The sequence below is a fragment of the Rhodovulum sp. P5 genome (genome assembly GCF_002079305.1).
Classification (GTDB): Bacteria; Pseudomonadota; Alphaproteobacteria; order Rhodobacterales; family Rhodobacteraceae; genus Rhodovulum.
Genome location: NZ_CP015039.1, coordinates 3,172,861 through 3,186,165 on the forward strand (window position 1 = coordinate 3,172,861; position 13,305 = coordinate 3,186,165).

The 13,305-nt window shown below is 62.0% G+C and carries 14 protein-coding genes; 6 read left to right on the plus strand and 8 right to left on the minus strand.

Annotated features, from left to right (window positions below; genetic code table 11):
• The first annotated feature begins 79 nt into the window (after positions 1-79).
• The 5 genes from RGUI_RS22380 to RGUI_RS21500 all read left to right on the plus strand — a co-directional run bounded on the left by RGUI_RS22380 (position 80) and on the right by RGUI_RS21500 (position 2,744).
• Positions 80-202, plus strand: coding sequence for a hypothetical protein (locus tag RGUI_RS22380; RefSeq protein WP_256387852.1), 123 nt, complete (start codon positions 80-82; stop codon positions 200-202).
• A gap of 36 nt (positions 203-238) precedes the next feature.
• Complete coding sequence (locus RGUI_RS15135; RefSeq protein WP_081534478.1) at positions 239-499, plus strand: hypothetical protein; 261 nt, start codon at positions 239-241, stop codon at positions 497-499.
• Positions 500-627: 128 nt separating this feature from the next.
• Positions 628-819: a hypothetical protein gene (locus RGUI_RS15140; protein WP_081534480.1), complete on the plus strand. Its 192-nt coding sequence runs from the start codon at positions 628-630 to the stop codon at positions 817-819.
• Positions 820-826: 7 nt separating this feature from the next.
• Positions 827-1,771: a toll/interleukin-1 receptor domain-containing protein gene (locus RGUI_RS15145; RefSeq protein WP_172841163.1), complete on the plus strand. Its 945-nt coding sequence runs from the start codon at positions 827-829 to the stop codon at positions 1,769-1,771.
• A gap of 196 nt (positions 1,772-1,967) precedes the next feature.
• Positions 1,968-2,744, plus strand: coding sequence for a hypothetical protein (locus tag RGUI_RS21500; RefSeq protein WP_156882986.1), 777 nt, complete (start codon positions 1,968-1,970; stop codon positions 2,742-2,744).
• A 38-nt stretch (positions 2,745-2,782) separates the two neighbouring features.
• On the opposite strand, the gene RGUI_RS15155 is transcribed toward RGUI_RS21500, so the two are convergent.
• Positions 2,783-2,962: a hypothetical protein gene (locus tag RGUI_RS15155; protein WP_081534486.1), complete on the minus strand. Its 180-nt coding sequence runs from the start codon at positions 2,960-2,962 to the stop codon at positions 2,783-2,785.
• 340 nt (positions 2,963-3,302) lie between these two features.
• Between RGUI_RS15155 and RGUI_RS15160 the strand changes: the two genes are divergently transcribed.
• The gene (locus tag RGUI_RS15160; RefSeq protein ID WP_081532493.1) at positions 3,303-4,949 is read left to right on the plus strand and encodes an IS1634 family transposase; all 1,647 of its coding nucleotides are present in this window, start codon (positions 3,303-3,305) and stop codon (positions 4,947-4,949) included.
• 81 nt (positions 4,950-5,030) lie between these two features.
• Here RGUI_RS15160 and RGUI_RS15165 read toward each other — a convergent pair whose 3' ends face one another.
• The 7 genes from RGUI_RS15165 to glnT all read right to left on the minus strand — a co-directional run bounded on the left by RGUI_RS15165 (position 5,031) and on the right by glnT (position 13,265).
• On the minus strand, positions 5,031-6,329 hold the full coding sequence (locus tag RGUI_RS15165) for a relaxase/mobilization nuclease domain-containing protein (protein WP_081534488.1): 1,299 nt from the start codon (positions 6,327-6,329) through the stop codon (positions 5,031-5,033).
• On the minus strand, positions 6,326-6,706 hold the full coding sequence (locus RGUI_RS15170; RefSeq protein WP_081534490.1) for a hypothetical protein: 381 nt from the start codon (positions 6,704-6,706) through the stop codon (positions 6,326-6,328). Before RGUI_RS15170 ends, RGUI_RS15165 begins: the two co-directional genes overlap by 4 nt.
• A 204-nt stretch (positions 6,707-6,910) precedes the next feature.
• Complete coding sequence (locus RGUI_RS15175) at positions 6,911-7,456, minus strand: sarcosine oxidase subunit gamma (RefSeq protein ID WP_156882987.1); 546 nt, start codon at positions 7,454-7,456, stop codon at positions 6,911-6,913.
• Positions 7,449-10,394 carry a sarcosine oxidase subunit alpha family protein gene (locus tag RGUI_RS15180; RefSeq protein ID WP_081534492.1) on the minus strand — a complete coding sequence of 982 codons (2,946 nt, stop codon included), beginning with the start codon at positions 10,392-10,394 and terminating at the stop codon, positions 7,449-7,451. The genes RGUI_RS15175 and RGUI_RS15180 overlap by 8 nt, the downstream gene beginning before the upstream one ends.
• Entirely contained in the window at positions 10,391-10,675 is a 285-nt protein-coding gene (locus RGUI_RS15185; RefSeq protein ID WP_081534494.1) for a sarcosine oxidase subunit delta, read from the minus strand. The genes RGUI_RS15180 and RGUI_RS15185 overlap by 4 nt, the downstream gene beginning before the upstream one ends.
• 9 nt (positions 10,676-10,684) lie before the next feature.
• A complete protein-coding gene (locus RGUI_RS15190) occupies positions 10,685-11,935 on the minus strand; it encodes a sarcosine oxidase subunit beta family protein (protein WP_081534496.1) in 1,251 nt (416 codons plus the stop codon).
• Between the two features lie 13 nt (positions 11,936-11,948).
• Positions 11,949-13,265: a type III glutamate--ammonia ligase gene (gene glnT / locus RGUI_RS15195; protein ID WP_081534498.1), complete on the minus strand. Its 1,317-nt coding sequence runs from the start codon at positions 13,263-13,265 to the stop codon at positions 11,949-11,951.
• Positions 13,266-13,305 lie beyond the last annotated feature (40 nt).

A 13,305-nucleotide genomic window follows, 5' to 3' on the forward strand; every position in this document is an offset into this window, starting at 1 on the left:
AAAAAGCCTGACGTTGCTGAAAACCAGGGCCTTGGCAGACTTCCTCCACATTATCCCATCCTCGCGATAATTGAAGGTCTTGAAAAACGACAAGCGGGCGATCTTTTCCGCCGCCGCCCATGCCCAGCGTGCCGCCGATTACCTGAAAGGGCTGCAACCCCTCATCGATGAACAGGACAGCAAGGAAGAGGTCGCGGCGTAAGCCGCGGCCTTCCGCCAGCATCGAAAGGGAAAACGCATGGAACAGCACAGCATCACATGGCGCGGGATTTCGATTGAGATCACCTTCACGCCAGAAAAATTCGGGATGGCCGATCATATCGAACTGACGACTGCGGAGCGTGTCGCGCTCCCCGTCACAGAAACCGGCTACCGCTCGCACTTCCTGCCGGTCGGCATTATTACCGAGCATGGCGGCGCGGTCGCTTATGTCACCGCGTGGCTGGAGCACGAGGCCGAGCGCACGGGATGGACCGGCGTGCAGCTAAGCCTTTTCTAGCGAGGCAGAAAATTCGCGGCTGGCCGGATGGCCAGCCGCGACTGAAATAGTTCTCTTTTTGTTCCGTTTATCGTATGTTATATTGGGGTATATTCCGATTCAGCCACACCATCTAGAGGATAGAGCTCGTGACTAAGACCTACAAACCCGGCGAAAAGGCACCGCGCAGTGGGCAATACGAGATGACCGGCCCACGCGGTGGTGGAACCGGAATCGAGCGCACAGTGACCAAAGGTGAGCCGCTGCCTCCGCCACTCAAGTCCGGCCAGAAGTACAAGATGGCCGACCCAACAAAGCACGGCGGCAAGAAAGGTAAGTAAGCGAAAAGTGAAGGCATTTATCTCATACTCCCACCGCGACAGCGAAGCGCTGAAGCGATTTCATGTCCACCTCGCTTCGCTCAAACGCGAAGGCCGCATCGAGGCTTGGTATGATCGTGATATCTTGGCCGGTGACGATCTGCATGCCGAGATTAAGGAACAGATCGAAGAATCTGATTTGTTCCTACTCATGGTTAGCCCTGACTTCCTCGCGTCAGATTACTGCGTTGAGACCGAGATGAGCCGCGCCCTTGAGCGTCACGAAGTGCGCGAAGCTCGTGTGGTACCGATCATCATTGAGCCTTGTGATTGGACGACCTCACGTCTCCGCGACCTTAAGGCCGTGCCATTGGACGGCAAGCCCGTCAGCGAATGGACAAATCAGAATACTGCTTACCTAAATATTATTCAGGAGTTGCGGCGCATCTTGGACAAAGAACCGCACGCAGTTGCGTTAGATGCAGCGGTCGATGTCGATGACGTTGATCGAAAAGCGCCAACGGCGGAGCGTCGATACCGCGTCAAAAAGGACTTCGATGATATTGATCGTGCCGAATTCAGGGAAGAAGCATTCAACGCGATCAGATCTTATTTTAAAAATGCCATTGAAGAATTGAGTGCCGTTGATGGCTTGCGCGGACGCTTCGCGGACTACTCAGATACATCATTCGGCTGCGTCATTGTGAATAGCAGCCTTGGACATGGAACGGCGCACCTTACGGTGCACGGTGGTCGTGGCAAGCATAGCTTTGGTGACGTCTATTATTCGTTTTCCGAAGATGCCTCGGACAACACCGCAAATGGCTGGTTCAACATCGAAGCCGATGAATATGAGCTTCAGCTAAAGGGCTCGATGGGCTTTTCACATGAGGAGCGACGAATGAATCCCGAATGCGCTGCCGAAGCGCTTTGGGTAGAGTTTCTCGGACAAGCGGGGGTTAGCTATGAGTGATACGGTTAGATTCCGCTGTAATAATTGCGGGCATCGCTTTGAGAGCGAAGTTCTGACAGAAGAAGAAGCCCGTGAGGCTCGCCGAATCGATAAGCCGACGTCAGCGGTGAGGTGCCCTGAATGCAACAGAACAGATATTCGCAGGGGTTGGGACTAGTAGGCCATAGCGAAAGTGAAGTGCTTCGTGCGAGTGACGATGACAGACGATTTTGAGGACTATTCCGGCGATTCAGCGCCGAACTATCCGAGCCCAGAAGCAGTTGAGCCTGGGGCGCTTCATAGTGCTCTCTGCTCACTTACATTTCTCGGTGATGACCCATTTCTTAGTATGCAGGCTTTCAATTTGGGTGCTGTTGATCAGTTCATTATGGACATCGAGTACGATGTTTTGAGAGAACTGAACGAGACAGAGCGGACTCCAGTTGCATCTGCCTCGTTTCTAAATGCTCAGTCACAAATGTGGCTATTTATGTGTTATGAGATTTTACGCACTTGGCGACAACGTTGTCGGGATGTCGCCAAATGGTCGGCATCGGGTTATCTAAAAGAAAAAATCCAGTCTCTGAAGCAGGACGAAGGATACCTGCATGTTGCCAAGCAAATGCGAGCGCAGCAATTGCAGCGGGTGCTGGAAGACAGGTCTCAGATCGAACTTGCAAATGCCGATCAAAAGCGCGTTCATGTCCTTTTCACTCAACTCGAACACCTGAGAATGTCCCTTGCCAAGCATGAGGTGAGGAAGAAAAGAGGCTCTGTAGCTCTGCGGCCAGGCTACGGACGAATTAACTATCTTTGCGGCTCTTTGGATTACGAACTTGAGGTTGGAAGAGTTTCACTGGGCACACTGAACCGCAGGCAAGTTGCGGAAGGCATTCGGGCATTGCCAAGCTCGGCAATACCGTCCGATGAGGAACTCGCTTCATTCGATGATTTTATGCGGGGCCCGCCCAGTGATTTTGACGCCTTCGACTAGAAATCGCGGCTGGCCATCTGGCCAGCCGCGACAGGCGCTTAAAGCGTAAGGTCGCGCGATGCGAGTTCAACCTCGATGGCTTCGAGCGATGCGAAAGCATCAAGGCGCTCTTGCGATCCGCGTGCAGCGGACATGAAAGCCTCGAACGCATCCCGGCGAAGGGCGTGCAACTCAGCAGTGCCAAGAGCCGCAGCATCGAAATGTGAAATGAGTTTCATACGAACCTCCCTTGTTTTGTAAGGAGGCCCCGAACCACTCAGGGCCTTTCGGCCCGCTCACCCAACATTGGCCTAGATCAAGGCACTGATGGTCGGGGAGATCGTCAAAATGGATAAGGGAGGTTGCGAAGCTCGTTGGCTTCATGCGTTTGATGCGGCGCTACGTCTAGCCGAACTTCGACAAAATCCGGGGGAATCTGCGTGAGCGCGTTCAGCGCAGGTATGGGATTTCAATAGCTTAAGGCGCGCGAGGTGGGCAGTTCGGCCGAAGTCGTGTAGTTACACGTTATGATGTTTAAGACCCTATGAATGCGCCCAAACGTGCGATATCCTGCATGCCATGTTCACGCGCATCACCGAGAGCGGCGGGCGTCGCTATCTGCAGATTGTCGAGTCCTTCCGTAACGAGGCGGGCAAGCCCCGGCTGCGCGTCGTGGCCAATCTGGGGCGCGTGGACGGGATGAAGGATGGCCAGCTCGATGCGCTGATCCGGGGGCTCAGTCGCGCCGCGGGTCGGGTCGAGCCCGAGAAGGCCGAGATCACCTACGAGGCGGCGCGCAGCTATGGCGACGTCTTTGCCCTGCACGAGTTGTGGAAGGACCTTGGTTTCGATCATGCCCTCGGCCGTGCGCTGCGTTCCGGCAAGCGGAAAGTCGACGTGGAGGCGCTGGTCCGCGCCATGGTGTTCAATCGGTTGTGCGACCCCACAAGCAAGCTTGGCTGCCTGCGCTGGCTGGAAACGGTCGCGATGCCGGCGATGCCGGACACCGTCACGCATCAACATCTGCTCCGCGCCATGGATGCGCTGATGGACCATGCCGAGCGGGTCGAGATGGAACTGGCCAGACAAATCCGTCCGCTGGTCGATCGGGACCTGGCCGTGGTCTTCTACGACCTGACCACGGTGCGCATCCATGGCGACGGAGAGGTTGACGACGACCTCCGCGCCTATGGCATGAACAAGGAAACCGGTGGCATCGCCCGGCAATTCGTGCTCGGCGTCGTGCAAACCGCCGACGGCCTGCCGCTCATGCACACGGTCCACCCCGGCAATGTCGGGGAGACGAAAACCCTGCAGGGCATGCTGCAGACGGTGTTGCAGCGGTTTCCCGTGCAGCGTGTCATCCTGGTCGCCGACCGTGGCCTGCTCAGCCTTGAAAACATCGACGAACTGACCGCCCTGGCCGATCAGGACGACCGCAAGCTGGAGTTCATCCTCGCCGTCCCCGCCCGTCGCTATGCCGATCTGGTCGAGACCTTTCGGGGCCTTGCCTTCGACGAAGGCGGCCTGGCGGAAAGCAATTTTGCCGGCCATCGCCTGATCGTCGCCCATGATCCCGTTCGAGCCGCCGACCAATCCGAACGACGTCGCGCCCGCATCGCCGAACTTGAAGCCCAGGCCGAAAAGATGGTCGCCAAGCTCGATGCGCAAGACGACGGCCAGACGGCGCGGGGCCGCCGCGCCTCCGACCGCGGCGCCTATAGCCGCTTCACGCGCGCCGTGGCCGAGGCCGAACTGACCCGGTTCCTCAAGGCAGACCTGCAGGCCGACCGGTTCAGCTACAGCATCGACGAAGACGCCGTCGCCCGAGCCGAACTCTTCGACGGCAAGCTCGCCCTGCTGACCAATGCCCCCGACCTGACGCCGACCGCAACCGTGACCCGCTACAAGTCGCTGGCCGATATCGAACGCGGCTTCCGCGTCCTGAAATCCGATATCGAGATCGCCCCCGTCCACCATCGGCTGCCCGACCGCATCCGCGCCCACGCGCTGATCTGCTTTCTCGCCCTCGTCCTCTACCGCGTCATGCGCATGCGGCTGAAGGCAAAAGGACATGACGCCAGCCCACGAACCGCCCTCGACATGCTCGCGCGCATCCACCGCCACGAAGCCCGGATCGCCGACCGAAAGCTCGACGGCCTCACCACCCCGACCCCCGAACAACTGGACCTCTTCGACACCCTGAACCTGCCAAAACCCGCCTGATCACCCTCGCGTAGTTACATTTTGGCCAATCTCGCCATAACGATATCAATCACTTACGCGTTTTACTGGTGAACTTGAGGTCTAGAGTTCAAGTTCCGGCCCCGGCTCCCGTCCGTCGCGCGGTGTGCGGCCTTTCTGCCGGTCGCGCTTCGGGGATTCGGGAGTCGATGTTCCAAAGCGCAGATAGTCCGCGATAGCCCGGTTAAGCTCGTCCAGTTCATGGTTGCGTTCTGCGCGGGCACGCACGATGCGCCGCTGTAGGTCCTGGCGTTCTTCAAGCTGGCGGGCGATCACCGTGTCCCGTTCTTGCCGGTCACGGATGGAAGCTTCCCAGGCGTCGAATTCGTTCTGACGTCTGATCTTGCCGTATTTCCCGGTCATCCGGCTCCACAGACCGCCGAGGCCCTTGGGCAGTCTTGCGGCCCGCGCGTTGGTTTCGGCGATCCATCGTTTTTCCTGCTTCTTGTTCAGTTCATCCCGTTCGCGCCGATGCCGTTCCACCATGTTCTGGCGGCGCATCTCGATTGAGGGTTGAATGCGGCGGTGGCCGGACTCGGCTTCCTGCACATACTGGCGCAGTTGCTTTGTCATCCGCTGCGCTATCTCCGCTTTTACGTCATCCACCGAAGGCAGAGCCTTCGGATCGGGGATGCGGTCTTTCACTTCGCGTGTTTTCACCCCGGCATAGCGCGCAAGGGCGTAAACCTCGCCTCTGAAATCCACCGCGACGACGCCCCGCCGGTCGCCGCGGGCGAGGAAGTAGCCGCGCTCTTCAAGCGCGCTGCGAAGTGCTTTCACTGCATCCGAGCTTTCCCAGCAGGCTCGAAACATCGCCTTGATGATCCGGGGGTCTTGCTTTGCACGTTTGGCCTGTTGCCATTCTTCGCGTGTCATGTTCAGCGGATTGCGCACGGCACGATCCACCATGCCGCGGGGCATGTCCCAGCCATGTTCGAGGTAGAGGTCTTTCGAGACATCCATCAGCCGGTTCTTGAAGAACGGCATGTTGCGCGCGGTCATTGTTTCGGGATCGATGCGCGACCAGATGACATGTGCGTGCCGCCGTCCTTCCTTTTCATGGAAGACGATGGCGCGGGGCTGGTCGTCGAGGCCGAGTTTCTGTTCGGCCGTTTCGATGGCGGTCTCGAAAGTATCGATTCCGACCGCTTCTGTCTCTGGCGGGTTCAGGCTCAGCGAGAACAGGAATTTGCTGCATCGCGAACCTTGTGCGACCGCTTCTGCCTCTAGCAAAGCGGCGGTCAGATCATCGGCGATAAAGCCGCGAACCTCGTGCAGTTCGACATGTTCGTTGTCGCGGACATTCAGAAGATGCCGGGCGAGGTGTGCAGCATTTCCGCGGATCGAACCCTTGAGGATCATGGCTGTTTTCCCAGCGCATCCAGAAGGTCACGGCGCATCGCCTGTATGGCCTCGCAAGCTTCGATCAGGTCGTCTTCGGTTTCGGGCGTGACGGGAAGGGAGCCGGTGTTCACGGCCTTGGCAAGCTGGTTCACATTGCTGGCCAACCGCGAGCCGCCAAGTGCCGCCAGAACCCGCCCGAGGGCTTCGTGATCCTTGACCGGGAACTTGCCCCGCGTTTTGCGCGGAACGGCATCTTCGCCAAACAGGCAATCGCGCACATAGGCTCCGAGCGCCATTCCCGCCGCATCCCGCTCCAGACGCGCCCGTTCCTCGAATGTCAGGCGCAGGCAGAAGGGCGAGGGGTAGGGTTTCTTGTTGTTAAATTCGTCTTTCATGTCGGGTCTCTTTCAGACCCGGCATGACGGCGAAAACAATCCATCTAGGAATCTGTATTACCTACAGTGCCTTAGATGGCGTAACGCCATGCCGAGAAGTCAGGTGAATAGATCAGTAGGCTAAGTCGGTTGCGAGCCCCCGCAACCAACCTAGCCCAGCACCTCAATCTATCTTGCTAACGCGGACACGCCCGGTCCGCGCGGTCAACATCTCAACGATGCGGTCTCAACTGCGTGCCAGAGACTGCCGGCCGAGGATCGCATACCCCAGAGAGTCAGATGATCCTCGCTCCGGCGCACGAGAAAGACCGGCATGTGGTGCAGGACGCTCCGCGTTGCATGGCCGACGGCGGTCGCACGTGGGGGCAGGTTGACGGTGCGGCCGAGAAAGTGTCGGAGCGACATCCCATCCCCCTGAATGTCGATTGCGGCCCAGGCGTCCGTCTGATCGGTTACGCAGGTGCCGGGGGCGAGGGCGCGGACATGGGCGGCGAAGTCGGTCTCTGCCTGGCTGGAGCCCTCAACCATCCATTGTCCCGGCGCGGACCAGAAGGTGGCCAGATCGGGGCCGGATGCATACCGCCCCGGCCCGGGCAGGGACAGGCCGGGTAGCACGGGCGCGACCTGGCCCCGCGGCCGCGCCAGCGATACCAGCGCGATGTCGGGCCGCTCGATCAGGGTGAGTGCTCCGACCTTCCGGGTCATGGGAGCCGTGCCGCCAAGGGCGGTGAGGGGGGACAGGTCAACCACGCAGGCGCTCTCCTTCCGGGTCCACGAAATGCGGTGACACAACCCGCAGCGCGACGGACTCTCCCGCAATCGGGTTGGCCGCGACGATCACCTCGTTCATACGACTGTCGCCGTCTTCGAGGAACCCAAGACCGATGGAATGGCCCATATGCGGCGAGAAACAGGCGGACGTTACCCAGCCCTGATCGGTCGTCATGTCCTGTCGCGCGCCCTTTGTGAACAGATGTGCGCCCGGGGTGACGACGGCCTGCGCGTCCACGGGACTGAGCCCGACGAGGCGGCGCCGATCCTTTGCAAGGCCGTCTCGCCGGGACATGACCGCGCCGATGGCGTCTTTCTTCGACGACACCATGCGGCCCAGCCCGATCATCGCGGCGGTGGTTTGGCCGTTGATCTCCGCCCCCGCACAGTGGCCCTTTTCGATCCGGAGCACCGACAGCGCTTCGGTTCCATAGGGGGTTACGCCGAGATCGGCCCCTCCCTCCATCAGCCGCTGCATCAGGGCGTGACCATAGCGGGCAGGGACGGCAAGTTCATAAGCCAACTCGCCGGAGAACGAGATCCGGAAGAGCCGCGCGCGCAGCCCGCCGCAGACCGTCAGCTCGGCGCAGGCCATGAAGGGAAAGGCGTCGTTGGACAGCTCAAAGCCATCGACCACGCGGGCCAGCAGGTCGCGCGCATTCGGGCCCGCCACCGCGATTTGCGCCCACGCGTCGGTGGTGGAGATCAGGTGCACGTCCAGATCGGGCCAAAGGCATTGTCGGGCGAATTCCATGTTGCGGTAGACAAGCCCGGCATTCGCGGTGGTCGTGGTGACGACATAGTGGGTGTCGGCCAGCCGGGCGCAGGTTCCGTCGTCATAGAGAAACCCGTCCTCGCGCAGCATCAGGCCATAGCGGACGCGCCCGACCTTGAGCGTGCTCATGATGTTGGCGTAGATGCGGTCGAGGAACAGCCCCGCATCGTCGCCCTGCACGTCGATCTTGCCAAGCGTTGTGACATCGCACAGCCCCACGGCTGCGCGTACCGCTTTCGCCTCTCGGTCAACGCTTTCGCGCCAATGGGTTTCGCCCGGTTGCGGGAAATACTGCGCACGCAGCCAAGGACCGACCTCGGTGAACACCGCCCCCTGCGCCGTGGCCCAGTGATGGGTCGGCGTCAGGCGGGTGGGACGGAAGTCGGGCCCGGTATCGCCCCCGCCAAGCACCGACAGGGACACGCCGGAATAGGGGGGGCGGAAGATCGTGGTGCCGGTCTCGGGGATGGATTTGCCGGTCAGGTCGGCCATGACGGCCAGGGCGGTGACATTGGCGGTCTTGCCCTGATCGGTTGCCATGCCCAGCGTGGTCCAGCGTTTCAGATGCTCGACGGCGGTCATGCCTTCCCGTTTGGAAAGGGCCAGGTCCTTGACCGTCACGTCATTCTGGAAATCCACCCAGGCGCGGCCTTTGCCGGGGACATGCCAGAAGGCAGCCTGCCGCAACGGGGTGTCCTCGGCCTGCGGAAGGTTCGGTCCTGTTGCCGTGATGCCGATCTGCGCCAGCGCATCTTGCGCGGCGGCGGCCCCGGCGGTCAGCGCGGCGTGGGTGGAGCCCCCGCCCGCACAGGCGCCTGCCGCGATCATGCCTTTCGGCCCATCGGTACCGGGGACGAAGGCCAGCAGATCGGCGCGCCAGACCGGGCGACCCCGATGGTGAGAGGCCAGATGGATGTTGGGATTCCAGCCACCCGAAACGCCGAGTGCACCGCAGGCGATCCTTTGGGTCTTGCCGTTGCTTTGCACGTCTATGCCCGTCAGGCGGCGGCGCCCGTGGCTGTTCGCCACCACGGCCCCCGTGAACAACCTGTAGTCACCGAAGCTTCGCGCATCGGCGCGGGTGTCGATCACCGCTGCCACCGGCGCACCATGGGCCAGCAGGTCAAGCGCGGTGCGGTGCCCGTCGTCGTTGTTCGTGAAGATCGCGACGCCGTCCCCGGCGCGGGCCACGGGACTGACGGCCCAGCGATTGGCATAAGCGCGGATCGCCCCGGCCAGCAGGATTCCGGGCCGGTCGTTGTTGGCGAAGGGGATGTGCCGCTCGGTGGCCCCTGTCGCTAGAACGCTCCGCCGCGCGGTGATGCGCCAGAGTGTCTGGCGTACTCTGCCCTCTGGATCGGGCAGGTGGTCCGACACCCGCTCCACCGCGCCAAAGATGCCGTGATCATAGGCCCCGAAAACGGTGGTCCGCGTCAGGATGCGGACATTGGGCTGGCTGCGCAGTTCCGCCTCGACCCCGGAAATCCAGTCGGTCGCGGGGGCTTCGTTCAAAAGGTGCCGCTCGGCCAGCAGACGCCCGCCCAGCCGGAAATCCTCATCGGCCAGAACCACCTCGGCCCCCGCACGTGCTGCGGTCAGGGCGGCGGAAAGACCCGCTGCGCCCCCGCCGATGATCAGCAGATCGCAATGCAGGTAACCTCGGTCATAGGCATCAGGGTCCGGCAGACCGGACAGCGCCCCCAGACCCGCGGCGCGCCGGATCGCCGGTTCATAGACCTTTTCCCAAAAGGCGGCCGGCCACATGAAGGTCTTGTAATAGAAGCCCGCCGCAAGGACGGGCGCCAGCAGGTCGTACACGGAGAGCAGGTCGAGGCCCAGCGGCCCGATATGGTTCTGCGACGTCGCGGTCAGCCCGTCGAAAAGTTCTGCCATCGTGGCGCGGGTGTTCGGCTCTGCCCGCGCGCCCTCACGCAGGGTGACCAGTGCGTTGGGCTCCTCCGACCCGGCGGAGACGATCCCGCGCGGGCGGTGGTATTTGAAGCTGCGCCCGACAAGCTGCACCCCGTTGGCCATAAGGGCAGAGGCCAGCGTGTCGCCGGGATGCCCCTGATAGCTGCGCCCGTTGAAGGTGAAGCTCAAGGTCTGGCTGCGGTCGATCAGGCCGCCGGAGAGACGGGTCATGCGGAACTGTCCCGTCTTCGAATTGCGACATCGGCGGCCAGTTCGGCGCCGAGGATCTCATGCGTTACCGTATTGCGCGTGACCACCAGCCACGACCGGTCCCCATGTTCGTGATACCAAAGTTCCCGGTGGATCCCGGCCGGGTTCTCCCGAAGGAAGACGTAGTCGCAGAACGCGGCCTCGCCGGCGTCGGGCGCAGGCCGGTCAAGCAGTCGCGCATCGCCGAGATAAGTGAATTCCTGTGCATCGCGAGGGCCGAGAAGGGGGTGGGGGATCAGCATGGCGGGACCTCAGTGCAGGTTGGGCTGCGCGCCGGCGCCGCGCTCGTCGATCACGTAGCCGCGCGCGAACCGGTCAAGGCGGAAGGCTGCGGCGGTCCCGTGCGGGCAGTCGGTGGCCAGAAGATGGGCAAAGGCGTAGCCCGACGCCGGCGTTGCCTTGAACCCGCCGTAGCACCAGCCGCCGTTGAAATAGAGTCCGTCCACCGGCGTGCGGTCGATGATGGGCGATCCGTCCATCGACATGTCCATGATGCCGCCCCATGAGCGCAGCAGCCGCGCCCGCCCGATCATCGGCATCAGCGCCATTCCGCCCTCGGCCACGTCCTCGACCACGGGCAGGTTGCCGCGCTGCGCATAGGAATTGTAGCCGTCGATGTCGCCGCCGAAGACCAGCCCGCCCTTGTCCGATTGGCTTATATAGAAATGCCCGGCGCCGAAGGTGATGACATGGTCGATCACCGGTTTCAGCCCTTCGGTGACAAAGGCCTGCAGTACATGGCTTTCGATGGGCAGGCGCATGCCTGCCAGGCCCATGACACGTCCGGAACTCCCCGCGACGGCCACGCCGACCTTGCCCGCACCGATGAAGCCGCGTGTCGTCTCCACGCCCTTGACGGTGCCGTTCTCGATGCGAAAGCCCGTCACCTCGCAATTCTGGATCAGGTCGACGCCGCGCCGGTCGGCCCCGCGGGCATAGCCCCACGCCACCCCGTCATGGCGGGCCGTGCCGGCACGCGGCTGCATCAGCGCGCCCTTGATGGGAAAACGGGCGTTGTCGAAGTTGAGATACGGAACCATCCCACGCAGGGCGTCGCGATCCAGCAGGCGCGCATCCGCCCCCGACAGCAGCATCGCATTGCCGCGCCGCCGATAGGCATCGCGCTGACCGTCGCTGTGGATGAGGTTGAAGATGCCCCGCTGGCTGACCATCGCGTTGAAGTTCAGTTCCTGCTCCAGCCCCTCCCACAGCTTCATCGAGAATTCGTAGAAGGGCTGGTTGCCGGGCAGCAGGTAGTTGGAGCGGATGATGGTCGTGTTACGCCCGATATTGCCCGAACCCAGCCAGCCCTTTTCCAGAACCGCCACCCGCGTCTGCCGGAAGACGCTGGCAAGGTAATAGGCAGTGGCCAGACCGTGCCCGCCGCCGCCCACAACGACGATGTCATAGTTGGGTTTCGGCGCCGCGTCGCGCCAGAGCGGCGCCCATCCGCGGTGCCCTCTCAGGGCTTCCCTGACAACCCGAAGGCCGGAAAACTGCATGGGCCGCCTCTGGTCAGATGTCGAGCGTGTGGTCTTTTTCCCACCGCGAAAAATGCGACACGAAGGAATTCCACTCCTGGTGTTTCATCTTCACGTAGGAGGCTGCGAAATCCTCGCCCAGCATCGCCTTGAGGTCCCCGTCCGCGTCGAAGGCACGTACCGCGTCAAGCATGTTCAGCGGCAGCTTGGGTGCGTCGGTCACCGTGTGACCCTCGGCATACATGTCGATATCGTAGCGTGGCCCCGGATCGGCCTTGGAGCGGAGACCGGAGAGACCCGCCGCGATGATCACCGCCTGAAGCAGATACGGGTTCGCCGCCCCGTCGGCGAGGCGCAACTCGAACCGGCCCGGCCCCGGCACCCGCACCATATGGGTACGGTTGTTGCCGGTCCACGTGACCGTGTTCGGTGCCCATGTCGCCCCCGACAGAGTGCGGGGCGCGTTGATGCGCTTGTAGCTGTTGACCGTGGGGTTGGTGATCGCGGCCAGTGCCTCGGCATGTTTCATGATCCCGCCGAGAAAATGCGCGCCTTCGGCCGAAAGCCCGACCTCGCCGGCCTGGCCGCTGCCGCTCCCGGCGAAGACGTTGGTCTTGCCGTCGAGATCCCAGACCGAGATATGCGCGTGACAGCCGTTGCCGGTCAGCCCCTCGACCGGTTTCGGCATGAAGGTGGCGCGGAACCCGTGCTTTTCGGCGACCGATTTCACCATGAACTTGAAAAAGCTGTGCCGGTCGGCGGTCACCAGCGCGTCGTCGAATTCCCAGTTCATCTCGAACTGGCCGTTGGCGTCTTCGTGGTCGGTCTGGTACGGCCCCCAGCCGAGCCCGAGCATGTAATCGCAGATCTCGGCCACCACGTCATAGCGGCGCATCACGGCCTGCTGGTCGTAGCACGGCTTTTCGGCGGTATCGTGCGGGTCAGAGATGGTTTCGCCATCGGGTGTCAGGAGAAAGAACTCCGCCTCGACCCCGGTCTTGACGCGCAGCCCGGCATCGGTCGCTTCCGTGATGAGCTTCTTCAGCACGTTGCGCGGCGCTTGCGTGACCAGGTCCCCTTCCATCACGCAGTCGGCGGCGACCCAGGCGACCTCTGGCTTCCAAGGAAGCTGAACGACGGAGTCCGGGTCCGGCACGGCCAGCATGTCGGGATGGGCGGGCGTCATGTCGAGCCAAGTTGCGAAACCTGCAAAGCCCGCGCCCTCTGCCTCCATATCCGCGATCGCGGCGGCGGGGACGAGTTTCGCCCGCTGTCCACCGAAGAGATCGGTGAAGGAGATCATGAAGTATTTCACGCCGTTCTTCTCGGCAAATTCCGCAAGCTTGCTCATCGTCTCTCGTCCCTTCCTTCCAGTGTTCCCGAAAAGAGGG